The organism is Caproiciproducens puteiluti, assembly GCF_052442865.1.
Taxonomy (GTDB): domain Bacteria; phylum Bacillota; class Clostridia; order Oscillospirales; family Acutalibacteraceae; genus Caproiciproducens.
The window spans coordinates 705,967-727,731 of record NZ_CP194790.1 but is presented as its reverse complement, the minus strand read 5'-3'; the positions used below and the strand labels follow the sequence as shown (position 1 = coordinate 727,731).

Sequence of the window (21,765 nt, the reverse complement as noted above, 5' to 3'; positions counted from 1 at the left end):
ATATGTTTTATTGTTGATTTCAGAACAGTTTCTGCTGACTGTCCTCCTGCCCCGGCGGGGTCAGGCCAAGGTGCAGATACGCCGCGTGAGTGGCGCAGCGCCCGCGGGGGGTGCGGCTTAAAAAGCCGATCTGCATCAGATAGGGTTCATAGATATCCTCAATGGTCACGGCTTCTTCGCCGATAGCGGCGGCCAGCGTTTCCAGCCCGACCGGCCCGCCGTTGTAAAAGCGGATCAGCGTGCTCAGCATCCGCCGGTCGTTCGCATCCAGCCCGATTTCGTCGATTTCCAGCCGGTCAAGGCCGACCTTCGCCGAATGAAAGGTAATTACGCCGTCGCTGATGATCTGCGCGAAATCGCGCACACGCTTCAAAAGCCGGTTGGCAATTCGCGGCGTGCCGCGCGAGCGCGAAGCGATTTCCAGCGCGCCGTCCGCCTCGATCGGAATTTCCAGTATTTTTGCGCTGCGCGTCACGATCCGGGCAAGCTCCTGCGGAGAATACATCTCCAGCCGGAGCACGACGCCGAACCGGTCGCGCAAAGGCGCGGAAAGCTGCCCGGCGCGGGTGGTCGCCCCGACCAGCGTGAATTTCGGCAGCGGCAGATGATAGGAAGCCGCCATCTGGCCCTTGCCCGTAATGATATCCAACGCGTAATCCTCCATGGCGGGGTACAGGATTTCCTCCACGCTGCGGGAAAGACGGTGCACCTCGTCGATGAACAAAACATCGCCCGGGTTCAGGTTGGTCAGCAGCGCCGCCAGATCGCCCGGCTTCTCGATCGCGGGACCGGACGTGATGCGCAGGCTGACATTCAGCTCGTTCGCGATGATTCCGGCGAGCGTCGTTTTGCCGAGCCCCGGCGGGCCGTAAAGCAGAACGTGGTCCAGCGACTCCTTGCGCTGCTTTGCCGCTTCAATAAAGACGGAAAGATTCTCTTTTACCTTATCCTGTCCAATATATTCCGAAAGCACCTTCGGCCGGAGCGGATTTTCCACTTCGGCGTCCTCCGGCGCGTACTCCGGGGCTACCATACGGTTTTCAAAATCATAGTCGTTTGTATTGTCTTCGTAATTCAACTTCCGGTTCTCCCTCCTTCTGCATTTCGGGGATTCCCTTATTTATTCACTTATTTTTTATTTCATTCCGCCGCCCATCGCTTTGAGCGACTGGCGGATGAGCTCCTCCACCGGCAGGGCGCTGTCAAAGCGTCCGACCACCGCCGCGGCGTCCGTGGGCGAATAGCCGAGCACTGTCAGCGCGTTGACCGCCGCGGCCGCGTTGGACGAGGCGGAAACAATTCCCGCGGGGGCAAACGCCGCCCCGCCGGTCTGCATTCCCTTTACCTTGTCTTTCAGCTCCAGCGTGATGCGCTGCGCGAGCTTCGCGCCCACCCCGCTCGCGCGGGTAAGGGTCTTGCTGTCCCCGGTAGCGACCGCCATGGCGACCTGTTCCGGGGCAAGCTCGGAAAGAATCGCAAGGCCGACCTTCGGGCCGACTCCGCTGACGCCCGTGAGCATTTTAAAGCAGTTCAGCTCGCCCAGGGTCGCAAAGCCGAAAAGGTCCAGCGCGTCCTCGCGCACGTTCAGATGCGTGTACAGCGTCGCCTGCTCCCCAAGGGCGGGCAGTGTACGCTGGGTACTGAGCGTCGTCAGGCACTTGAAGCCGACTCCGCCGCACTCCACCACCGCGAGCCCCGGCTCCATATGTATTAACTTTCCCTTTAAACTGTAGAACATTTTCCTGCTCCTGTTTTTCCTTTATTTGAAACAGTCCGAACGGGTCAGCATCCGCCGGCGGAAAACGGAACCCGCCGCCTGCCCGTGACAGATGGCCATGGCAAGCGCGTCCGCGGTATCGTCCGGCTTCGGCACCTCTTTCAGGCAGAGCAGCCGTCTGGTCATTTCCATCACCTGCGGCTTCATTGCCTGCCCGTAGCCGGTGACCGCCATTTTCACCTGCAGCGGCGTATACTCAAAAATCTCGATCTTTGCCTTCTGTGCCGCAAGAAGGATGACGCCCCTGGCCTCCGCCACACCTATGGCCGTTTTCTGATTGTTTTGAAAATACAGCTTTTCGATGGCCACGGCTTCGGGCTTCCAGTGAGCAATTACCTTTTCCAGCGAATCGTAAATGATTTCCAGGCGGCGGTTAAAATCCTCTCCCGCCTTCGTGACGACCGCGCCGTGCTCCAGCGGCTGGAACCTGCCGCGGTCCGCGCGGATGACTCCGTAGCCCACAATGGCGTATCCGGGGTCTATTCCGAGTATGATCATGCTTTCCGCGCCCCCTGTTCCGCCGGTTTTCGTGCCGCCGGCGTATACTGCGCCATTGCCGGGGCAACCCATAATATCCGTTTTATTATACCACATACGTACTCAATAGTGAAGAGCAGCCGGGCACTTTCCGGGCGAGTGTTTATCGGTATTTTCGTCAAAGTTATATTTGTTTTTGATGAATTTTAGTATATAATCAGTAGAAAGGCAGGAGGTGTCCCTATGCTGGAAAAAGCAGACAGGAAAACGGAAATATCCGAAAAAGACGGCAAACAGCGGGCAAAGGAACTGAAAGCGGCGCTGGCCGCCCTGCAGCAGCCGATCAAGCAGAACAAGCTGCCGGTCATCATTCTTTTCGAAGGCTGGGGCGCGGCCGGAAAAGGCAGCCTGATTTCCAGCCTGATTCTGAATTTCGATCCCCGCGGATTTAAGGTGCACTCCGTTACGGAACCGTCGGAACGGGAAAAGCGGGAACCGCTTTTGTGGCGGCACTGGCTGAACATTCCCGAGCAGGGCAAAATTTCCGTGCTTGACCGGAGCTGGTACCGGGACGTTTCGGTCGCAAAGCTGGAGGACAGCGTCGGCGACGCGGAAAATCTGCGCCGTATGGACGATATCAGGACCTTTGAGCGCCAGCTGACGGACAGCGGATATCTGATCATTAAATTTTTTCTCCATATCAGCAAAAAAGAGCAGAAAAAGCGGTTTGAACAGCTGGAAAGCTCCAAAAATACGGCATGGCGTGTGACGGAAACCGACTGGAAACGCAACCGCCGGTACGAGGATTATTATCAGGTGTTTGACGAGATGCTGGAATACACCTCCACGGAAAATGCGCCGTGGCATGTCGTCTCCTGTATGGATAAAACCGCCGCGGAGCTGGAAATTTTCCGCACCGTGGTGGTCGACTGCATCAACGCCGCCCTGAAACCCCAACCAAAAGCTGCGCTGACCGCTCCCACCGAAAATCCGGCCGTCGAGCCGGGGAATTTTCCGCTGCTGCCGATGCCGAAGCTCGCGGAAATCCCCCTTGACAAAACGCTGGATGAAAAAAGGTACAAGCCCCGCCTGCGCGAGCTTCAGGACGAGCTGAGCGCGCTGCACGGAAAGCTGTACCGGAAAAAAGTACCCGTCGTCATCGTCTACGAGGGATGGGACGCCGCCGGAAAGGGCGGGAACATCCGCCGCCTTGCGCAGGCGCTCGACCCGAGGGGCTACGAGGTGGTCCCCATTGCGGCGCCGAGCCGGGAGGAGTCCGCCCGCCACTACCTGTGGCGTTTCTGGAAAAACCTGCCCAAGGACGGACACATCGCGGTGTTTGACCGCTCCTGGTACGGGCGCGTCATGGTGGAGCGGATCGAAGGCTTCTGTACGGCGGAGGACTGGCAAAGGGCGTACCGTGAAATCAACGAGTTTGAGGACCAGCTTCACGACTGGGGCGCGGTGATCGTCAAATTCTGGCTGCAGATCGACAGGGACGAACAGCTGAAACGCTTTCAGGACCGGCAGAACACGCCGTCCAAGCAGTGGAAAATCACGGACGAGGACTGGCGCAACCGCTCCAAATGGGAGGAATACGAAACCGCCGTCAACGACATGCTGCAGTACACCTCGACGGAGTTCGCCCCGTGGCACATCATTGAATCCCAGGATAAAAAATACGGGCGCATCCAGGCGCTGGAAATCATCACCGACGCGATACGGGAACGGTTCGAATAAAAAGAGAAAGGTGTGATGGAAATAAACTGCATACAGACCAATGTACTGACCGAAGAGCAAATCCAAAAGGTACGGGAGCTGGAAACAATCTGTCAGGAGCACGAGGGGCTGAAACGCCCCGTATTCCTGTCCGGCGAACTCAACCTTGACCCGCGCGCCGACTGCTTTTATCTGTCGTACGAGGGAGACCGGCTCATTGCTTTCCTGTCCCTCTTTATGATATTGGAGGGGGAAGCGGAGATTTCGGCGTACACGCTGCCCGAATTTCGGCAAAGGGGCGCTTTCACTCTGCTGTTTCAAAAGGCCGCACAAACACTTTCCAAGCAGGGAATTCACCGGGTGCTTTTCGTACACGAGCCCCGCGGCGCGGACGCAAAGCGCGTATTGGAAACGCTTGCGGCCGTCCCTTCCCATTCGGAATATTTACTGGCGTTTGACCGCGCCAAATTCCGCAGACCGGCCGGTACTCTTCGGCTGGAGACTCCCCATGAAGCGGACATCCCCCGGCTGGCCGCGCTGGACTCCGAGCTTTTCGGGGACAGCCCGGAGGAATCCGCGTCCATTTTGAAAAAAGCGCTGGAACACCCCACTATGAACGTTTATTCCGCTTTTTGGGGAAACGAACCGATCGGGTTGTGCAACGTCAGCACGGAAAACGGAAACAGTTCCATTTTCGGACTCGGCATCGTACCGAAATACCAAGGCAAAGGCTACGGGCGCGAAACGCTGAGCCTGCTGCTGGAACGGCTGATGCGGCGGGACGGAAAAATTACGCTGGAGGTCGCCAGCACCAACCGCGCCGCCTGCCGGCTGTACATAACAAGCGGATTTGATACGGAAACGCAGTATGATTATGATCTGCTGACGCTCCCATTAAAATAAGAAAACCGGACGCGGCGGGATGAATGGACCAACATCCCGCCGCGCCGTATTTTAAGCCCTTTTATTTTGCGTTACCACCGTCGTCCACAGCCTGACAATGGAGGAAACCAGCAGGATTCCCATTGCCAGCGCGCCGGCAATACCCATCGTGTGCAGCCCGGTTTCAATAAACATGGCGTTGTTCCCGATAACGCAGTATTCCATAGTATAATAAATGCCGCCCCCCGGAACCATGGGAAGAAGCGCGACGAGCAGAAAACCCGTCACCGGCATTTTGAGAATCCTCGCCATCATCTCCGCGTAGATGGAAATGGCGATCGTCGCGATAAAATACTGCATAATATCGCTGTGGACGGGGCTGCTCAGCAGATAGAAAACCCAGCCGATCCCGCCGCCGATCGACGCGAAAATCAGGGTTTTCCCTCGCAGGTTCATCACGGCCCCGAAGGGAACGCAGGCGCAGAACGCCCAAAGGCACGGTAAAAAATTCATGATGCTATACCCCCCATATCATACGCGTCATCGTGAGCGCAATGCCCGCCCCGATGGCGATCGCGGTGGCGACCAGCATGCTTTCTGTAAAGCGGATCAGCCCCGCCATCAGGTCCCCGGCGATCAGGTCGCGCATAAAGCTGGTAATGGCGATTCCGGGGACAAGGTTCATCAGCGCGCCGATGATGACCTTATCCGTATCCAGCGCGAAATTGAACTGCGCCGCAAGCATTGCGAGCGCCGCAGCCGCAAAGCTGGCGACGATATTGACGAAAAAGGGGTTGGCATGAAAACGGTTCATATGATGGCACACGATTTTAATGACCGCGCCGCAGAGCATAGCCCAGTACGCGTCGGTAAAATCCCCGCCGTAAAACAGCGTAAAGAAAAACGCAACCATCGCAAACGCGAGAACCTGAAACAGCAGCCCGTAAACCGGGCGGTGCTCGATCTGATCCAGCTCGCGGCGCACCGCTTTAAAATCCGGACGGTCGCGGCAGATCCGGCGGCAGAGGTCGTTTCCCCTTTCCACCTTGTCAAGATTGGTTCCCCGCACGGGGATACGCCGGATCAGGGTAACCGGCTTGCCCGCCGGCGTGGTGATGGTCACATTGATACAGGTGGGGATGGCGAAAATTTCACCCGTATTGACCCCGTAAGCGCGGAAAATACGCTGCATGGATTCCTCCACACGGTAAATTTCGGCGCCGTTTGCCAGCAGAAGGCAGCCCACGTCGGCGGTAAGCGTAATCAGATCATCATAATTCATTCACAACACCCTTTGAAAATATCTTCCCATTTGAAACCGATTGTATTCTATCATATTTTCGGGGACCAAACAATATGAACAAAGGGCGGCCGGAAATTCCGGCCGCCCTCGCACATTGATAATCTGACTTCGTGTTATTTCTGAAGCGCTTTTTTTGTCACCTCGACAATATGGTCGGCGTTCAGGCCGAACTCGTCCAGCAGGTCGACCGCCGGGCCGGAATGGCCGTAGACGTCGTTCACGCCGACCTTGATCACCGGAACGGGGAACGCTTCGCAGACAGCGCCGCACACCGCGTCGCCCAATCCGCCGATGACGTTGTGTTCCTCGACGGTGATGATTTTGCCGGTTTCCTTCGCGGCCTTGATGATCAGCTCGCGGTCAAGCGGCTTAATCGTATGGATATTGATAAGCCTTGCGTCAATGCCCTGTTCCTCCAGCGTCTTTACCGCTTTCAGCGCACGGGAAACCATCAGTCCGGTGGCCACGATGGTGATATCCCTGCCGTCGCGCAGGGTGACGCCCTTGCCCAGCTCAAACCGATAGTCGTCGGCGTTGTTGAAGCTCTCCACCGCCAGCCTGCCGAGACGGATATAGACCGGGCCGTGATGCTCGATTGCCGCTTTGATGGCGGCCTTCATTTCATAATGATCGGCCGGATTGAGCACGACCATACCGGGGATCGTGCGCATCAGCGCAATATCCTCGTTGCATTGATGGGTCGCGCCGTCCTCACCGACGGAAATGCCCGCGTGCGAACCGACGATTTTGACGTTCAGCTTCGGATAACCGACGGAATTGCGCACCTGCTCAAAAGCGCGGCCCGCCGAAAACATGGCAAAGGAAGTGGCGAACGGGATTTTCCCGCAGGCCGCGAGGCCCGCGGCCACGCCCACCATGTTGCACTCCGAAATTCCGCAGTCGATAAAGCGGTCCGGACAGACTTTTTTGAACACGCCGGTCTTGGTCGCCGCGGCAAGGTCGGCGTCAAGCACGACCACCTGCGGATATTCTTCAGACAGCTCCGCCAACGCTTCGCCGTAGCTTTCTCTTGTTGCCTTTTTTACCATCTCAGCCATTTATTCCGCCTCCAATCCGGACAGTACCCTGTTCAGGTCCTGCATTGCCGTTTCATACTGTTCCGCGTTCGGGGCGGTACCGTGCCAGCCCACCTGATTTTCCATAAAGGACACGTCTTTTCCCTTGACCGTCTTGGCAATAATCGCGCTCGGCCTGTCTTTCACAGTCTTTGCGTGGTTGAACGCGGCTTCTATTTCGTCAAAATCGTGTCCGTTGATGACCTGGACGTCAAAGCCGAAGGAACGGAATTTTTCATCGATCGGCTCCGGTCCGCCAACCTCGGCGACGGAACCGTCGATCTGCAGTCCGTTGTTGTCCACAATCAGGCAGAGGTTGTCCAGCTTGTGGTGGGCCGCAAACATGGCCGCTTCCCAAACCTGGCCCTCTTCGATTTCGCCGTCTCCCAGAATGGAGTACACGCGGTAGTCCTTATGATCCATTTTCCCGGCGGCGGCCATGCCGCAGGCGGCGGAAACGCCCTGCCCGAGCGATCCGGTGCTCATATCGACACCGGGGGTTCCCTTCATATCCGGATGTCCCTGAAGCATGGAGCCGATATGGCGCAGCTTCTTCATTTCCTCCATCGGGAAATAGCCCCTCAGGGCAAGGGTCGCATAGAGGCCGGGCGCGCAGTGTCCCTTGGAAAGCACAAAGCGGTCCCTGTTTTCCTCCTTTGGATTTTTGGGGTCGATTTTCATCTCCTTAAAATACAGGTAGGTGAAAAGGTCGGCCGCCGAAAGGCTTCCGCCCGGATGCCCCGATTTCGCGTTGTATACGCCCTCGATCGCTCCCATTCTCACTTTGCACGCCAGTTTCTGCAATTGATTTTTTTCCGTTTTGTTCATATATATTCCTCCCTTAGGTAGTCTCGCCAAGTAACCCGATTCAGCAGTTTGCCATTTTGTAAATCTGGAAAACGTCGTCGCGGTCCAGAACCCTGAACCCTCCGACCTTACGCTTGCCAAAGAACACACAGCTGTCCGCCAGCTGTCCCAGAGCCTCGTCGCTCTGCACGCCGATTCCAAGCTCCGTAAAGCAGGTGGGCATCTGCAGCGAGGCAAAGAAGGCGACGGTTCTGTCAATCGCCGCGTTGGCCGATTCTTCAGCGCTGTTCCCATGGATTCCCCATACCTTTTCCGCAAAACGCACAAAGCGCTCCGGCTTTGTCCGATAGCAGTATCTTGCCCAGGAGCCCCAGATCGCGGAAAGGCTGGCGCCGTGCGCCACGTCGAATTTCCCGCTCAGCTCATGCCCAAGCTGATGCGGGGCAAAATCAATCACCGCGCCAAGGCCGGTCAATCCGTTGTGGGAAAGGCTGCCGCACCACATCAGTTCGCTCATCGCGCCGTAGTCGCGGGGATTCTCCTTCGCGGCGGTCCCGTTTTTGATCACTACGCGCAGAAGGGCTTCCGCAATCTCATCCGTAAGCTCGTTTCCCTCCGTCAGCGTAAAATAACGGTCCATCGTATGCATCATGATATCCACAATTCCGCAGGAAAGCTGGAAGGGCGGAAGCGTATAAGTCAGCTCCGGATTCATAATGGCGAATTTCGGCCGGTTGAACGGCGTATTCAATCCGCGCTTTTCCCCCGTCTCCCCATTGGTAAGCACCGCCGAGTCGCTGGTTTCGCTCCCCGCCGCGGAAATGGTCAGGATCGCGCCGACGGGACTGCTTTTGGTAACCACGGACTGTTTTGTCCAGAAAAGCCAGAGATCGGTGTCCGGATTCGCAGCGCCGTGGGCGATCGCCTTTGCCGTATCGATCACGCTGCCGCCGCCGATACCCAAAATAAAATCCGCGCCGAACTCCTTCGCCTTCCCGACACCGTCCCTGGCAAAAGAGAGGCGGGGATTCGGAACAACCCCTCCGACGGAAAGGAACGGAAGGCCCCCTTCTTCCAGCGTTTTCTCCACGCGCTCCAAAAGGCCGCTTTTTACCACACTGTTTCCGCCGTAAACAACAAGGACGCGCGTGCCGCCGTGCTTTTTGATTTCATCAGCGGCCTGCAGCTCGGCATCTTTGCCGAAAATTACTTCGGTAGGAGAATAGAAAGTAAAATTTTTCATTGCTTCATCCTTTCTCAGCAATTTAAAAAGGAAGTAATGCCAAACGCGTTTTCAGCGTTACTTACCCATTTTGATCTATCCTATATTTTACACGATTTCCCCGTTCTGTCAAATGCTTTTCCTGCCGGAACGGCGCGGTTTTCCGGCAGCGGACAGGCACGGAGCCGTGTGAAAATAAAAAACAGTCACCCCGTAAACTTTCGTTTAAAGGGCGGCTGTTTTACTGTTTAGTATTTCCACTTGACCTTACTTTCCGCCGCGATACGTTTCCGGCAGCACCGTGGACGGCCGGTCCTTCCGACCGCTGTTACACGGCTGAGCGCGGTCAACCGCAAAACCGGCTGAAAGTTAATCCGCTACCGCAAGGACGCTGAGTACCGCGTTGCCAACCGTCGCACCCGGCGTTACATCAATAATAGAATTCGTCGACAGTTCAACAGAATAGGTGTAGAATCCGGGCTCCACCGCTTCATCCAGGAACTGGAAGCTGAAGGACTCCGCCTCAAGAATATCGACAATCGTCGAGAAGGTGTACGTGGAGCCTACGCCAATAGAACCATCCCTGCCGGAACGGCGGATCTGGAAGTTCAGCGTTACGGAAATTCCGAGAGGCAAATTGATAATGCTGCTGAAATGCAGCAGATTGTTTGTAGGACCCATGCCGCTTGTATCTATGGTGGTGGACACCACGTTAAGCGGCTCGGCAAATAATGTGGTGATAATCGGCAGTGGGCCGACCCCTCCGCTTGATGCGTTTAAGGCAACTTGTCTTCTTTCTGCGGAACAGGAATTCCAGGAACTACAAGCGCCACTCTGAAAGTTATACATATAATCCACCTAACATATAGTTTTGGGGAACGTTCTCCGCTTTATACTATGCTACTTTCAGGCAGTATGTACATTCCCGGGCATACATTTTTGCAGGGAACACCCGTTTTCCCCCGCCCCGCTCAGGCGGCGCGACCGCCCTGGCCGGAGGCGTAGCCCCGCAGGAATTTCAGCCCCGCGACCCAGTCGCACAGCCTCTGAAAAGCCGCGCTCCCTGTAAACGGCCGCAGGAAAAGCGCCCGCACCCGCTCCAGCAGCATGCTTGCCGCAAAAATCGCCAGAACAGAGGCCGGAATGATATAAAGAATTTTCGCCGAATCAAAATAGAGAGAGGTGTGCAGGATTCCGGTGTAAAGGACGCCGCGCACCCAGATGTTGTCGCTGATCAGATAGACCCCGAACGTAAGCGGCGACACAAAAGAAATCACCCTGCCCACAGCCCGGTTTTCGATCGTAACCCCCCGGAAGAAAAGGAACAGAAAAATGGAGGCAAGCGTAATCGGTACGGAAACGTAGGACAGAAAAGCGTCGCTGCCCGTACATTTTTTCCACGCGACAAACACACAGCACAGAACGGCCCCCGCAAGATACCAATATGGGCTGATCCGGCGGTCCCAGTATAGCCGCAGATATGCCGCGAAGAAGTACAGGCACACCATCCATACCACATGATAGCCGCCGTTGGTGCTCATAATGGTAAGCGGCGGAAAAAAGGCGTTCCACGAGCAGAACATGGCGCTCAGCAGAACCACCAGGATCTGCATCTGCTGTTTTGTCGCCGTTTTTACCACCATATTCAGAAAAGGAACCAGGCAGTAAAGCGCGACGTAGCTGGTTGCAAACCAGTATTTTCCCGTAATGACGGGGAAGAAGGCGCCGAACAGATGCCCCTTCGTAAGGGGCGCCAGCCCCATGGCCACAAAAATCAGGTAGATGGCGGCCGACGTGGAAACGATCTGTACCAGCAAAGCGATCAGCTTTTTGATCTTAAAATCCGAACCGGCAAGATAATAGCCGCTGATGAGGACAAAGCCGTTCACGCCTATGTAAGAGAATGTTTCCAGTGTCCAGACGAAAACATATCTTCCGCCGCCCGGGGGAACCGCGTCCAGCATGCCCCCGTGCCCCAGATAATGCAGGGTCACGATCATCAGCATTAACAGAATCCGCAGCAGCTCAATGCTCATATTCCGATTTTTTCTTGTATTCCCTGAGACTTGACTCAATACGGCACCCTCTCGTTTTTTACAGTCCTGCAGATGCTAGCGCAGCCAGATGATCGAAACCACGGCGACGCAGATGCCCAGAACAACGCCCGCAAAAACCTCCAGCGGAGTATGGCCGAGCGATTCATTCAGCTGACTGGCGGTATCCTTGAGGTATTTCCCCCCGTCCGGCAGATTGCATTTGTTTTCTTTCAGATATTCCGCAATGTCATTGATGGCCTTCGCCTGCTGTCCCGCCGCGCGCCGGACCCCCATGGCGTCATACATGACGATCACGGCAAGGGTAAAGGCAAGGGAAAAGTACGGGGAGCCAAATCCGTATTCGTGCGCCGTGCCGACGGCAACGGAACATACCAGCGCGGAATGGGCGCTCGGCATTCCGCCGGAGCCGGAAAGCGTTTTAAAGTCGAGCCGTTTGTTTCTGCAAAGAAAAATAATCGATTTGATCAACTGCGCCAGCATCCACGATACAATGCCGATCATAATTAAATAATTATAGGTCAAGAACCTTAATACCATCTGAAATCCCCGTCTTTCAAAATATTCGTATATCCGGAACGCCGCTCCCGGCGCAGGATATTTCTGCTCTTTACAGTGATTATTTAATTATACCATCTACCGCATTATAAAGCAAAAGCTTTTCACAAAAAAGAACATCCGGCGGACACTGCCGCGGGATGCTCCCTGCTGCCGTATGAATTGATCCGATTTACTCCACCGGGTCCGCCGGGGCAATCCCCCTGTGAGGAACCGGGGTGGAAAAAACGATCTGCGTCTGCGTATGCCCGAACTGCTGAATCTGGCCGATAAAGGTATCCAGTTCAATGGTACTGGGAAACGCGACTTTTATCAACATGGAATAATTTCCTGTAATGCAGTTGCATTCGATCACGTTGGGACATTGCCGGATAAACGGATAAAAGACGGGCTTTTCGCTCGGAGCCACCTCCAGATTGATAAACGCAAGGATGTGATAGCCGAGCTTCACATAATCGACCGTAGCCGTATAGCCCTCGACCACGCCGAGCTTTTCCAGCCGTTCCAGCCGGGCCGACACCGCCGGGGCGGACAGAAAGACCTCCTGCGCCAGCCGCTTCACCGACATCCTTGCATTGGACTGCAAGAGCATAATAAGTTTTCTGTCAATTTTGTCCAACATTCCACGTCCCCCCACAGCAGAAACACAGGTGCGCCGGCTTGAATCCGGCCGCCCTACAGGCTCTGTAAAATATCCCTCACCTTTGCGATTTCGCCCGCATCCGTGCGGTAGATGATGAATTCGCTCATCAGCGGCAGGCCCATGCTGACGTCCTCCTTGCGATAGGTCATTGCGCTCTCCACATTGACCTTACCGGAAAGATGGAACGACTTTGCCTTGGTCACGGCGGCCATTTCCGAAAGCTGCGCGCTGTTCACCCCGCTGCCGACCAGAATATCGATCTCCCCGGCTGCCTTTTCCACCAGCTGCGCGAGCAGCTGCCGGCCCTCATAGCAGGTATTCTTCTGGCCGGAAGTCAGGATCGTACCGATGTGAAGGTCCTTCGCGTCCTGCAGTGTCTGGAACGGGTCCTTGCTGACGTCGAACGCGCGGTGCAGCGTGACGCTCATGTCCCCCGCGGCCTCCATCAGCTCTTTCATCTTTGGAAGGTCGAGGCTGCCGTCCGCTTTCAGCACCCCGATGACGACGCCGTCCGCTCCGTGCTTCCGGAACAATTCAACATCCTTCTTGATAATGCCGAATTCGTCGTCCGTATAACAAAAATCGCCGAAGCGCGGCCGGATCAGCACATTGATTTTAATGGAAACCTTTTCCCGCACCGCAAGAAACAAATTAATGTCCGGCGTGGTGCCGCCGATAATCAGGTTGGCGCACAGCTCCAGGCGGTTCGCGCCGCCCGCCTGCGCGGCCACGGCGGATTCCACCGAATCGACGCACCCCTCTAAAATGTAATCCTTCATTCCGGGTCCTCCATCCATTTTATGATACGAAATTTCTTTTCTCATTCTAACCCCGGGCGGATACCGCGTCAACCTTTTCCCGCCATTCTTAAAAAGAATTTCCGTACTGGGCAAGGTGAATCGCTTTACATTCTGGGCTGGGTCATCGTGTTCGGATTGAGGATGCTGTCCAGACTCTGCTTTGTGAGAAGTCCGTCCTCGAGCGCGATCTCCTCCACCTGCCTGCCGGTTCGCAGCGCCTGCTTGGCGATTTCCGCGGACTTTTTGTAGCCGATATACGGACAAAGCGCCGTCGCGATCCCTACGCTCTGCCCCAGCAGCTCCCTGCAGCGGTTTTCATTGGCGGTGATCCCCGAAACACAGTTGTCAACAAAGGTGCCGACCGCGTTTTCCAGAGTCGTGAGCGACTCGAACAGGTTGTAGAACAAAACGGGCTCGAACGCGTTCAGCTCCATCTGCCCGGCCTCGGCGGCCATGGTGATAGCCATGTCGTTCCCGATAATATTGAACGCCACCTGAGTCACCACCTCGGGGATGACCGGATTGACCTTTCCCGGCATAATGGAAGAACCGTTCTGTTTGGCGGGCAGGTTGATCTCCGCGATCCCCGCCTTCGGCCCGCTGGAAAGCAAGCGCAGGTCGTTCGCCATTTTGGAAAGGTTGACGGCGCAGGTTTTCAGGGCGTTGGAGACCGAGACAAACCCGTCCAGGTTCTGGGTGGCGTCGATGAGGTCGTGCGCCTGCTCCACCTTGATCCCGCTCAGTCTGCGGATATTTTCCGTAATGCTTTTCAGGTAGCCGGGGCTGACATTGATGGCGGTCCCGACCGCCGTACCGCCCATATTGACGGCCTGCATTTCCTTTTCCGCTTTTTCCAGCCGCCTGATGTCGCGGTCCACCACCGACGCGTACGCGTGAAAAGACTGGCCAAGACGGATGGGAACCGCGTCCTGCAGCTGTGTGCGTCCCATTTTGACAATGCCGTCGAACTCGACTCCCTTTCTGTTCAGCACTTTACTCAGTCTGTCCAGTTCGGCCGTAATTTTCGGTATCAGCTTCAGCACCGTCAGCTTTGCCGCTGTGGGAAATACGTCGTTTGTCGACTGGGACATGTTGACATGGTCGTTGGGATGAACCAGCGAATAGTCTCCCTTGACCCCGTGCAGCAGCTCGATGGACCGGTTGGCGATGACCTCGTTGGCGTTCATATTGGCCGACGTACCCGCGCCGCCCTGAATCGGGTCCACGATAAACTGATCGTGCCATTTCCCCGCGAGGATTTCATCGCATGCGCAGACGATCGCTTCCGCGATTTTTCGGTCCAGGTTTCCCGCGTCGCGGTTGGTGACCGCCGCCGCTTTCTTTATTTCCGCCAGACTGTTGATGAATTCGCCGTTCATCCGAAGTCCGGTAATATGGAAATTCTGTTTTGCGCGCAGGGTCTGTACGCCGTAATAGGCGTCCGAAGGGATTTCCATGCTGCCTATGGAATCGCTTTCCACTCTTGTGTCCATCCTGATTTCCTCCTGCTTCCCTATTGCATTATGATCTGTATTCTTTACAGCATTTCCAGTTGGTTATGCACCAAGGTTGCGTTCCGCAAACAGAAATAGAATTGCTGTAGGTCTTGTATGAGAATAGCACCGTGAGGACATTGAGTAAACCGGGAAAAGCAAAAGGAAAATTAAATGTCAAATTAGCGGTCCGCGAGTTTATTTAACAAGTTTGTCAGCCGGATTCCCTTATGAATGAAAAGCAGGTCCAAAACAAACTGTTCTGAACCTGCGGTGCAAAAGCACGGCCGGATTATCCTGCCGTACCCTCCGATTTGTCCTGATATTCCTGCTCGCAGTAAATGCACCGGTACCGCTGGGTGTTGCCGTCGGTGAGGCGGAAAACATGGTCGATTTCTTCTTCCACGCTTGTGATGCACCTTGGATTTTTGCATTTGATCACATTTCTAAGGATTTTGGGAAGCACCAGCTGCTTCTTTTCTATAATTTTTCCGTTGTCAATGATGTTGACGGTAATGTTATGGTCGATGTAGCCCAAAACATCCAGGTCGATGTCGACCGTACCCTCAATTTTGATAATATCCTTCTTTCCGAACTTGCTGCTCTTTGCATTTTTAATCACGGCGACACAGCAGTCCAGATTGGCCAGGTGCAGCAGATCATAGATTTTCATGCTGCTGCCCGCGCGGATGTGGTCCAGAACGATCCCTTTTTCCAGGCTGTCAATGTTAAGCATGTTCCACCTCCAGAAGCGTCATCATCAGCGCCATCCTCACATACACCCCGTTTTGAACCTGATCGAAATACGCGGCCCGCGGGTCGTCGTCCACCTCCAGCGCAATTTCATTCACGCGCGGCAGCGGATGCAGAACGGCCATGTCCGGCTTCGCGTTTTTCATTTTTGCCGCAGTCAGAATATAGCTGTCCTTTAACCGAATGTAATCCTCTTCGTTGAAAAAGCGCTCCTTCTGTACCCTTGTCATATAGAGAATGTCGAGCCCGGAAATCACGTTTTCTATATTTTCCACTTCCCGGTACGGGATATTCTGCGCCTTAAGGACATTGTCGATGATGTAATCCGGCACCCGGAGCTCTTCGGGGGAAATCAGGATAAAGCGGATATCCTCGTATCTGGAAAGCGCCTTAATTAAAGAATGAACCGTACGGCCAAATTTTAAATCGCCGCACAGTCCAATTGTTAAATGATTCAATCTGTGTTTTTTCTCCCGGATCGTCATTAAATCGGTCAGCGTCTGCGTCGGATGCTGATGTCCGCCGTCGCCCGCGTTGATGACCGGGATTCTGGAATAGCCGGAAGCCCTTAACGGGGCGCCTTCCTTTGGGTGGCGGATCGCACAGATATCGGCATAACAGGATACCGCACGGATGGTGTCGGCCACGCTTTCGCCTTTCGAGGCGGAGCTGCTGTCCGCAGAAGAAAAGCCTAATACACTGCCCCCCATATTAAGCATTGCAGCTTCAAAGCTTAACCGGGTGCGTGTACTAGGCTCATAAAATAAAGTGGCTAATTTTTTTCCCGAACAGACCTGAGAATATTTTTTAGGATTTTCAGCGATTCTGTCCGCCAAATCCAAAAGCCGGCCGATTTCCGCGACCGATAGATCCAGAGGGTCGATCAAATGTCTCATAAATACCTCCATGCTTCCAATTTACCCGGATTTCCCAAAAGAAGCACACCTTGAAGCGGATTCAAAGTGTGCCTGACGAAGCATACGGATAAATTTTATTTGTTAGTATACACTACCGTTTTGCCCCTGTCTATAGAGACAATCCATAAACATAGCTCTTTTAGGAATCAATTTGTTATAAAATGTATCCAATCGGCGGAAAGCCGAAATTGTTCCGCTCCATCCCGGCGGAATATTTTGCAGAAACAGGGCATTTTCCGGCTGATTTTCTGGACAAACGAGCGGTAATCGAATAAAATAAAGTCACGCACGGCGTCAAAAAACACCCCGCGTGACTTTTAAAAGCTGGAATGGACGGAAATTACTTTTTGTTTTTCCTTGATTTCTGATTCAGCTGTTTTGCTTCTTCCGTGCCGCTTGTTCCGGAGTTGCCGGAGCTGGAGCCGGAACCGGAATTGGCAGACTGCGAATTCAGCTGTCTGGCTTCCTGAAGAGGATCAATCGAATTGGAATAGCCAGACGTACTGCCCTGCTTCGCTTTTTGATTTGCCTTTTTGGCGTCCTGTATTTCTTTATTATCGTTATACATTTTTTGCATCTCCTGTTTTATTGAACTTTTTAATGGAAAGTCGGAAAAATATTGACTTCCGAAAGTATTTTGTCCACTGAACGGTTTTTTACAACAGGAAATGGGAAAATTTTTAAATACTGAAATCTGAATAAAACAGGATAGTTATGATCCCATGAGCTTTTTCAGCCTATGGAAAGCCTGAAATTTCAAAAAAATCTATCAATTGGAAAATAAAAAACGGAGGCTGTCATTATGAGAAGAAAAGAAAGGGAAATCACAGATTCCCAGAAGATCGACGGGATCATCATGGCCTGCGACTGCTGCCGGCTGGGTTTTGCCGATGAAAACGGAGTTTACATCGTTCCCCTCAACTTCGGATACGAGGTCAAAGGGGAAAAGAGAAGCTTCTATTTTCACGGGGCAAAGGAAGGCAGAAAAATCGATTTGATCAACCGGACCGGCCATGCCGGCTTTGAGCTGGACACAAGCCACGAGGTAGCCGACGGAGAAACGGCCTGTAATTATTCCTTCCGCTACCAAAGCGTGATCGGCGACGGAACGGTCAGTATCGTCACAGACGACGCGGAAAAAAGAGCCGCCCTGCAGCTGATTATGAAGCATTATTCCGAAAAAAGCGACTGGAGTTTTCCGGACGCCGCCGTCAGGGCCGTCGCCGTCTTTAAGCTGGAAGTCAGGGAGCTGGCCTGCAAGGAACATTTATAAATTATACGCCGCCGAGCTTTTCCACGGCATCCTCTTCGGTCGGTACAAAGAAAATACCTCTCCCCTGATTGCTTTCATAAATAAAATCCCTGAGCGGTTTGCTGGTGTATTTTGAAAAATCGCCGTAGACTGCGAATTTGATATGATAATTGATGAATTTTTGCAGAATTTCTCCCGCCACACCGGAACTTAAAATAAAGAAACCGTCGGCAATCGCTTCCTTGTTGAGCGCAATGCGGCTGCATCCCGTTTCATACTGAACAGACATCATCCAGTCTAAAGCGGACTGGCCGTCGGAAATCAGCGTTTCCCCGCTGCTCACCACCGCTATTTTAACGCCGTTTTTTTCTTTGATCTGGGTATTCATATACTTTCTCCTTTAAAATGTCTGCTTTGGTGATCTCTTTTCCAAGCCAGTATACCACAGGAGGACGGATTTGGCGATGCTGAAAAATGGCTGAAAACAAATATAGCAAAGCTCCCGATAGTGTTCAATCGGGAGCTTTTTGCGTAAGAATTATCCCGCAAAAACCGCGTCGGGGAATGCCGTCAGGCCCGGATCATTCTTCCTTCCCGCTGTCGGGGGCGATGTTCCCTTTCGCTCTTTCCTTTACGATGACAATCGTCAGATAGCCGCTTTCCGGGTCGAGATTTTCCACCCCGATGCGGACGGTCTCGTTTTCCATTCCGCAGTTGGAAACGGAGAAAACCTCCAGCTGATCGGCTTTCGGGCATTCCACCAGCATTTGCTTCAGCTCTGCCAGCCTTTTTCCGGATTTCATGTAAATTTTCGTTCCCTGAAGGCTCAGGGTATGTCCGAGTTCGTAGGAAGCAGGAATAATATGGATTTCATCCCGATTGCCGCCCAGAGAGATGCCGAGCGCGGCCGCGGCCGCGCAGAAGGAGGGCACGCCGTTAATAAGGACGGCCCTGCCTCCGCTTTCCAGGACCCTGCTGTGCACATAGCTGTAGGTGGAGTAGACGCAGGGGTCGCCGATGGTGAGAAAGGCGACCGTCTTGCCCGCCCGGAGAAAGCTCTCGATTTTTTCATATATTTCATCATGAGCCTTCTTTAACAGCGCTTTTTCCTTAATCATCGGAAAGGGCAGACAGGCAATTTCTTTTTCTTCTAGCTTCGGGCAGGCCTGTTTGACGATCTGATAAGCGTAGCATTCTTCCCGGGTTTCCGCCGGAAGGACGACGACATCGCTTTCCCCAATACACCGCAGCGCCTTGATTGTCAGCAGTTCGGGGTCGCCCGGACCCACTCCGATTCCGTATAAAATTTTACTCATTTCTCACTTTGCCTTTCCTGCTGTTCAAAATAAAAATGCTTCTTTCCCTCCTGATCTACAAAGCTCTGCGCCGTGATCTGAAAAACCCTTTCGATCATCCCGCCCGACTGGATTTCCTCCGGGGACCCCGTTTGGACAATTTTCCCTTCCTGCATGACAATCATGGAATCCGAAACCCGCATGGCGATATCCAGGTCGTGCAAAACCGTTACCACCGCTTTCCCCTGCTCTTTCAGCTGTTCCATGAGCTGCAGCAGCTCCAGCTGATAGCGGATATCCAGATAGGTGGTCGGTTCGTCGAACAGAAACACGTCCGTTTCCCCCGAAAGGGCCATCGCCAGATAGACCTTCTGCCTCTGGCCGCCGGAAAGCTCGTCCACCTTCTTGTCCCGCAGCGGCAGGATGCCGATTTTCTCCATTGCTTTGCGGCAGAACTCATAATCCTCTTTGCCGTAATGCCTGGGATAGGAAAGGTAGGGAAACCTGCCGTGCAGCACCATTCTGCCGACGGTGATCGCCCCGGCGGTATGGCTTTGCGGCAAATACGAAACCTGCTGCGCAAACTCCCGGCTGCCGATTTCCTCCCTTTTTTTTCCTTTCAGGTACACTGTCCCCTCCTGCACCTCGCAGAGATGGACCGCCGCCTTCAGCAGGGTGCTTTTCCCGCTTCCGTTCGGCCCTACGATGGTGGTGATCCGGCCTTTTTCAAACTCCGCGTTAATTTCTCTGATCACAGGCACCTTTCCGTAGCCTGCGGAGATGTTCTCCAGCCTAAGCATTGCGGTTCCCCCTTTTCCGGCGGAACAGCAGCCAGACAAAGAACGGCGCGCCCACAAAGGATAAGATAATCCCCACCGGCAGCTCAAACGGGGCGAAGCAGGTCCTGGCTATCGTATCGCAGATCAGCAGGAACAGCGCGCCCAGAACGGCGGAGGACAGAATAAAGTATTTCGATTCCTCCCCTACCAGGAATCTTGCGATGTGGGGAATAATCAGCCCCACAAACCCCAGAAGCCCGGCGAAGCTGACCGCCGCGCCGGACAGAACCGCCGCCAGCATCAGGAACAGAAAGCGGTAAAAGGAAACCGGCAGTCCCAGCGTTTTTGCCGTTTCTTCCCCCAGCGACAGCACCTCCAGCTCGTTGTGGAACAGCAGCACCGCCAGAACGGCGACCACGACAATGACGGACGCATATTTCAGAACCTGGGCGTTGACTCCGTTTAATCCCCCGATTTTAAACGCGTTGGCCGAAATCAGCGATTCCTCGCTGAGCGTATTGACCGCGTCCGTCGCCCCGTTCAGAAAGCTGTTGATCGCGACGCCCGCAAGGACCAGCGTTATTTTGGAGGAACCGGTCTTTTTCCCGAGGTAAAAGACAAACAGAACCGTGACGAAAGCCCCCGCGAACGCGGCTGCCGGCAGAGCGGCATACGATTTCGGCAGCAGGATGCCGCACAGGACCACCGCGAATCCGGCCCCGGAGTTTACGCCGATAATATTCGGCCCGGCGAGCGGATTGTTCAACACGGTCTGGATTACGGCACCCGCCACAGCCAGAGCCATTCCCGCAATGACGGCGCCCGCCACCCGGGGCAGACGGACATAAAGAATAATCCGTCCGGCGGCCGTCGCCTCCTGCCCGGAAAGCAGTTCGCGGAAATCGGCAAGGGATATTTTTGCCGACCCGCCCAGAATACCGATTCCCGTCATCAGCAGGAGCAAAAGCAGCATGATTGCTATTCTTTTTTGCGCCCTGATCGATTGTCTACTTTTTTCCATATAAATCGTCCGCTAATATCTGATAGCTTTCTCCCCAGCGCTTATTCGGCTTCAAATGGAACAGTTCCTTCGGCAGAACATAATAATGCTTTTCCTTTACCGCCGTCAGCCCGCTCCACGCGGGATTGGAAGTCAGAAGCTGATCGACCATGCCGAGTGCGGCTTTCTGGGATTCCCCCATGGTCGTCACGAAAATAAAATCCGGGTCCGCGGCGACAATCGCTTCCATGCTCAGATTATCCAGCAGGCTGCCTTTTTGATCAGCGATATTCACACAGCCGAGGTCCTTCAGCATTTTTCCCGTCATGCTGTCGCTGCCTTTCGCCTTTACCCCGGTGGAATACGCCCGCAGGAACAGCACCGTGGGATGGCTTCCATCCGCTCTGGCGGTCTGTTTCTGAATCTCCGCCTGCAAATCGGACACATTTTTTTTGTACAGGTCCGCCCTGCCGGTGATGTCGGTCAGCGTTTTCATCATTTTTGCATAATCCTCAAAGGTTTCCACCTTGAAATAAGCGGTTTTAATCCCCGCGCTTTCCAGCGTGCTTCTCAGCTTTACATGCTCCGAAATCGCGCCGGACAAAACAACGAAATCGATTTTATCCGCAATCATGCTCTCCACATTCGGGGTGTTGAGTTTCCCAAGGTTGAGCATGTCATCTTTGATTGTAATTGTACCCTTCGCGTCGTCCGTATAGGCCGCGACGGTTCCGCCGGCCAGCTGCCAGGCGTCCGCATAGCTTGCGGACAGCACCGCCGTCTTTTTCGGATGGTCCACCGTCACCTGAACCCCCAGATCGTCGGTGAACGTAACGGCGCTCGCCGCCGAAGACGGGGACGGGGAGGTACTTGCCGTATTGGGCTCTGTTTTTCCGCATCCGTAAAGAAGGCATAAGCCCAACACGAACGCTATGATTTTCCCTGCTGTTTTCATACT

Annotated in this window: 25 protein-coding genes; 3 read left to right on the top strand and 22 right to left on the bottom strand. The window is 54.2% G+C overall.

Features of this window, described 5'->3' with window-relative positions; genetic code table 11:
- Window positions 1–19: 19 nt before the first annotated feature.
- The 3 genes from ruvB to ruvC all read right to left on the bottom strand — a co-directional run bounded on the left by ruvB (window position 20) and on the right by ruvC (window position 2,275).
- Window positions 20–1,033 (bottom strand): Holliday junction branch migration DNA helicase RuvB, encoded by a 1,014-nt coding sequence (ruvB, locus tag ACRQU7_RS03580; RefSeq protein ID WP_042081451.1) that lies wholly within the window; start codon window positions 1,031–1,033, stop codon window positions 20–22.
- A 102-nt stretch (window positions 1,034–1,135) separates the two neighbouring features.
- The gene (gene ruvA / locus ACRQU7_RS03575) at window positions 1,136–1,738 is read right to left on the bottom strand and encodes a Holliday junction branch migration protein RuvA (RefSeq protein ID WP_444643773.1); all 603 of its coding nucleotides are present in this window, start codon (window positions 1,736–1,738) and stop codon (window positions 1,136–1,138) included.
- Window positions 1,739–1,759: 21 nt separating this feature from the next.
- Window positions 1,760–2,275: a crossover junction endodeoxyribonuclease RuvC gene (ruvC, locus tag ACRQU7_RS03570; RefSeq protein WP_038322884.1), complete on the bottom strand. Its 516-nt coding sequence runs from the start codon at window positions 2,273–2,275 to the stop codon at window positions 1,760–1,762.
- Between the two features lie 222 nt (window positions 2,276–2,497).
- On the opposite strand from ruvC, the gene pap reads away from it, so the two are divergent.
- Both pap and ACRQU7_RS03560 read left to right on the top strand, forming a co-directional pair.
- Window positions 2,498–3,994, top strand: coding sequence for a polyphosphate:AMP phosphotransferase (gene pap / locus ACRQU7_RS03565; protein WP_444643771.1), 1,497 nt, complete (start codon window positions 2,498–2,500; stop codon window positions 3,992–3,994).
- 15 nt (window positions 3,995–4,009) lie between these two features.
- Window positions 4,010–4,876, top strand: a complete 867-nt coding sequence (locus tag ACRQU7_RS03560; protein WP_444643769.1) for a GNAT family N-acetyltransferase — start codon at window positions 4,010–4,012, stop codon at window positions 4,874–4,876.
- Between the two features lie 51 nt (window positions 4,877–4,927).
- Here ACRQU7_RS03560 and ACRQU7_RS03555 read toward each other — a convergent pair whose 3' ends face one another.
- The 14 genes from ACRQU7_RS03555 to ACRQU7_RS03490 all read right to left on the bottom strand — a co-directional run bounded on the left by ACRQU7_RS03555 (window position 4,928) and on the right by ACRQU7_RS03490 (window position 17,049).
- Window positions 4,928–5,368: a threonine/serine exporter family protein gene (locus ACRQU7_RS03555; protein ID WP_444643767.1), complete on the bottom strand. Its 441-nt coding sequence runs from the start codon at window positions 5,366–5,368 to the stop codon at window positions 4,928–4,930.
- A gap of 4 nt (window positions 5,369–5,372) precedes the next feature.
- Window positions 5,373–6,137, bottom strand: coding sequence for a threonine/serine exporter family protein (locus tag ACRQU7_RS03550; protein WP_141827173.1), 765 nt, complete (start codon window positions 6,135–6,137; stop codon window positions 5,373–5,375).
- A gap of 134 nt (window positions 6,138–6,271) precedes the next feature.
- Complete coding sequence (locus tag ACRQU7_RS03545; protein ID WP_444643765.1) at window positions 6,272–7,216, bottom strand: transketolase family protein; 945 nt, start codon at window positions 7,214–7,216, stop codon at window positions 6,272–6,274.
- Entirely contained in the window at window positions 7,217–8,062 is an 846-nt protein-coding gene (locus tag ACRQU7_RS03540; RefSeq protein WP_038322561.1) for a transketolase, read from the bottom strand. It abuts the gene before it with no gap.
- Between the two features lie 40 nt (window positions 8,063–8,102).
- On the bottom strand, window positions 8,103–9,284 hold the full coding sequence (locus ACRQU7_RS03535; RefSeq protein ID WP_444643762.1) for an iron-containing alcohol dehydrogenase: 1,182 nt from the start codon (window positions 9,282–9,284) through the stop codon (window positions 8,103–8,105).
- A 348-nt stretch (window positions 9,285–9,632) separates the two neighbouring features.
- Window positions 9,633–10,112, bottom strand: coding sequence for a DUF4489 domain-containing protein (locus ACRQU7_RS03530; RefSeq protein WP_141827169.1), 480 nt, complete (start codon window positions 10,110–10,112; stop codon window positions 9,633–9,635).
- A 122-nt stretch (window positions 10,113–10,234) separates the two neighbouring features.
- Entirely contained in the window at window positions 10,235–11,299 is a 1,065-nt protein-coding gene (locus ACRQU7_RS03525) for an acyltransferase family protein (RefSeq protein WP_141827168.1), read from the bottom strand.
- 75 nt (window positions 11,300–11,374) lie between these two features.
- The gene (locus ACRQU7_RS03520) at window positions 11,375–11,857 is read right to left on the bottom strand and encodes a divergent PAP2 family protein (RefSeq protein WP_141827167.1); all 483 of its coding nucleotides are present in this window, start codon (window positions 11,855–11,857) and stop codon (window positions 11,375–11,377) included.
- Between the two features lie 190 nt (window positions 11,858–12,047).
- Window positions 12,048–12,494: an Lrp/AsnC family transcriptional regulator gene (locus tag ACRQU7_RS03515; protein ID WP_038322883.1), complete on the bottom strand. Its 447-nt coding sequence runs from the start codon at window positions 12,492–12,494 to the stop codon at window positions 12,048–12,050.
- A 56-nt stretch (window positions 12,495–12,550) separates the two neighbouring features.
- Window positions 12,551–13,297 (bottom strand): copper homeostasis protein CutC, encoded by a 747-nt coding sequence (locus ACRQU7_RS03510; RefSeq protein WP_444643759.1) that lies wholly within the window; start codon window positions 13,295–13,297, stop codon window positions 12,551–12,553.
- Window positions 13,298–13,422: 125 nt separating this feature from the next.
- The gene (locus tag ACRQU7_RS03505) at window positions 13,423–14,811 is read right to left on the bottom strand and encodes an aspartate ammonia-lyase (protein WP_444643757.1); all 1,389 of its coding nucleotides are present in this window, start codon (window positions 14,809–14,811) and stop codon (window positions 13,423–13,425) included.
- A gap of 292 nt (window positions 14,812–15,103) precedes the next feature.
- The gene (locus ACRQU7_RS03500; RefSeq protein ID WP_141827164.1) at window positions 15,104–15,547 is read right to left on the bottom strand and encodes an aspartate carbamoyltransferase regulatory subunit; all 444 of its coding nucleotides are present in this window, start codon (window positions 15,545–15,547) and stop codon (window positions 15,104–15,106) included.
- Entirely contained in the window at window positions 15,540–16,460 is a 921-nt protein-coding gene (gene pyrB, locus ACRQU7_RS03495) for an aspartate carbamoyltransferase (RefSeq protein WP_038322553.1), read from the bottom strand. Before pyrB ends, ACRQU7_RS03500 begins: the two co-directional genes overlap by 8 nt.
- Before the next feature lie 361 nt (window positions 16,461–16,821).
- Entirely contained in the window at window positions 16,822–17,049 is a 228-nt protein-coding gene (locus tag ACRQU7_RS03490; protein WP_444643754.1) for a hypothetical protein, read from the bottom strand.
- Between the two features lie 234 nt (window positions 17,050–17,283).
- Here ACRQU7_RS03490 and ACRQU7_RS03485 point away from each other — a divergent pair, with 234 nt between their 5' ends.
- Window positions 17,284–17,754, top strand: a complete 471-nt coding sequence (locus ACRQU7_RS03485) for a pyridoxamine 5'-phosphate oxidase family protein (protein ID WP_444643752.1) — start codon at window positions 17,284–17,286, stop codon at window positions 17,752–17,754.
- Between the two features lies 1 nt (window position 17,755).
- Here ACRQU7_RS03485 and ACRQU7_RS03480 read toward each other — a convergent pair whose 3' ends face one another.
- The 5 genes from ACRQU7_RS03480 to ACRQU7_RS03460 all read right to left on the bottom strand — a co-directional run bounded on the left by ACRQU7_RS03480 (window position 17,756) and on the right by ACRQU7_RS03460 (window position 21,762).
- Entirely contained in the window at window positions 17,756–18,121 is a 366-nt protein-coding gene (locus tag ACRQU7_RS03480) for a DUF4180 domain-containing protein (RefSeq protein WP_444643750.1), read from the bottom strand.
- Window positions 18,122–18,314: 193 nt separating this feature from the next.
- On the bottom strand, window positions 18,315–19,049 hold the full coding sequence (cobI, locus tag ACRQU7_RS03475; RefSeq protein ID WP_444643748.1) for a precorrin-2 C(20)-methyltransferase: 735 nt from the start codon (window positions 19,047–19,049) through the stop codon (window positions 18,315–18,317).
- Window positions 19,046–19,828 (bottom strand): ABC transporter ATP-binding protein, encoded by a 783-nt coding sequence (locus ACRQU7_RS03470; RefSeq protein ID WP_444643746.1) that lies wholly within the window; start codon window positions 19,826–19,828, stop codon window positions 19,046–19,048. The genes cobI and ACRQU7_RS03470 overlap by 4 nt, the downstream gene beginning before the upstream one ends.
- The gene (locus ACRQU7_RS03465; RefSeq protein WP_444643744.1) at window positions 19,821–20,828 is read right to left on the bottom strand and encodes a FecCD family ABC transporter permease; all 1,008 of its coding nucleotides are present in this window, start codon (window positions 20,826–20,828) and stop codon (window positions 19,821–19,823) included. The genes ACRQU7_RS03470 and ACRQU7_RS03465 overlap by 8 nt, the downstream gene beginning before the upstream one ends.
- The gene (locus ACRQU7_RS03460) at window positions 20,815–21,762 is read right to left on the bottom strand and encodes an ABC transporter substrate-binding protein (protein ID WP_444643742.1); all 948 of its coding nucleotides are present in this window, start codon (window positions 21,760–21,762) and stop codon (window positions 20,815–20,817) included. The genes ACRQU7_RS03465 and ACRQU7_RS03460 overlap by 14 nt, the downstream gene beginning before the upstream one ends.
- Between the last annotated feature and the right edge of the window lie 3 nt (window positions 21,763–21,765).

Coding starts and splice junctions, on each gene's coding strand:
- ruvB (WP_042081451.1), bottom strand. CDS start 1,033: ATGGTAGCCCCGGAGTACGCGCCGGAGGACGCCGAAGTGGAAAATCCG.
- ruvA (WP_444643773.1), bottom strand. CDS start 1,738: ATGTTCTACAGTTTAAAGGGAAAGTTAATACATATGGAGCCGGGGCTC.
- ruvC (WP_038322884.1), bottom strand. CDS start 2,275: ATGATCATACTCGGAATAGACCCCGGATACGCCATTGTGGGCTACGGA.
- pap (WP_444643771.1), top strand. CDS start 2,498: ATGCTGGAAAAAGCAGACAGGAAAACGGAAATATCCGAAAAAGACGGC.
- ACRQU7_RS03560 (WP_444643769.1), top strand. CDS start 4,010: ATGGAAATAAACTGCATACAGACCAATGTACTGACCGAAGAGCAAATC.
- ACRQU7_RS03555 (WP_444643767.1), bottom strand. CDS start 5,368: ATGAATTTTTTACCGTGCCTTTGGGCGTTCTGCGCCTGCGTTCCCTTC.
- ACRQU7_RS03550 (WP_141827173.1), bottom strand. CDS start 6,137: ATGAATTATGATGATCTGATTACGCTTACCGCCGACGTGGGCTGCCTT.
- ACRQU7_RS03545 (WP_444643765.1), bottom strand. CDS start 7,216: ATGGCTGAGATGGTAAAAAAGGCAACAAGAGAAAGCTACGGCGAAGCG.
- ACRQU7_RS03540 (WP_038322561.1), bottom strand. CDS start 8,062: ATGAACAAAACGGAAAAAAATCAATTGCAGAAACTGGCGTGCAAAGTG.
- ACRQU7_RS03535 (WP_444643762.1), bottom strand. CDS start 9,284: ATGAAAAATTTTACTTTCTATTCTCCTACCGAAGTAATTTTCGGCAAA.
- ACRQU7_RS03530 (WP_141827169.1), bottom strand. CDS start 10,112: ATGTATAACTTTCAGAGTGGCGCTTGTAGTTCCTGGAATTCCTGTTCC.
- ACRQU7_RS03525 (WP_141827168.1), bottom strand. CDS start 11,299: ATGAGCATTGAGCTGCTGCGGATTCTGTTAATGCTGATGATCGTGACC.
- ACRQU7_RS03520 (WP_141827167.1), bottom strand. CDS start 11,857: ATGGTATTAAGGTTCTTGACCTATAATTATTTAATTATGATCGGCATT.
- ACRQU7_RS03510 (WP_444643759.1), bottom strand. CDS start 13,297: ATGAAGGATTACATTTTAGAGGGGTGCGTCGATTCGGTGGAATCCGCC.
- ACRQU7_RS03505 (WP_444643757.1), bottom strand. CDS start 14,811: ATGGACACAAGAGTGGAAAGCGATTCCATAGGCAGCATGGAAATCCCT.
- ACRQU7_RS03500 (WP_141827164.1), bottom strand. CDS start 15,547: ATGCTTAACATTGACAGCCTGGAAAAAGGGATCGTTCTGGACCACATC.
- pyrB (WP_038322553.1), bottom strand. CDS start 16,460: ATGAGACATTTGATCGACCCTCTGGATCTATCGGTCGCGGAAATCGGC.
- ACRQU7_RS03490 (WP_444643754.1), bottom strand. CDS start 17,049: ATGTATAACGATAATAAAGAAATACAGGACGCCAAAAAGGCAAATCAA.
- ACRQU7_RS03485 (WP_444643752.1), top strand. CDS start 17,284: ATGAGAAGAAAAGAAAGGGAAATCACAGATTCCCAGAAGATCGACGGG.
- ACRQU7_RS03480 (WP_444643750.1), bottom strand. CDS start 18,121: ATGAATACCCAGATCAAAGAAAAAAACGGCGTTAAAATAGCGGTGGTG.
- cobI (WP_444643748.1), bottom strand. CDS start 19,049: ATGAGTAAAATTTTATACGGAATCGGAGTGGGTCCGGGCGACCCCGAA.
- ACRQU7_RS03470 (WP_444643746.1), bottom strand. CDS start 19,828: ATGCTTAGGCTGGAGAACATCTCCGCAGGCTACGGAAAGGTGCCTGTG.
- ACRQU7_RS03465 (WP_444643744.1), bottom strand. CDS start 20,828: ATGGAAAAAAGTAGACAATCGATCAGGGCGCAAAAAAGAATAGCAATC.
- ACRQU7_RS03460 (WP_444643742.1), bottom strand. CDS start 21,762: ATGAAAACAGCAGGGAAAATCATAGCGTTCGTGTTGGGCTTATGCCTT.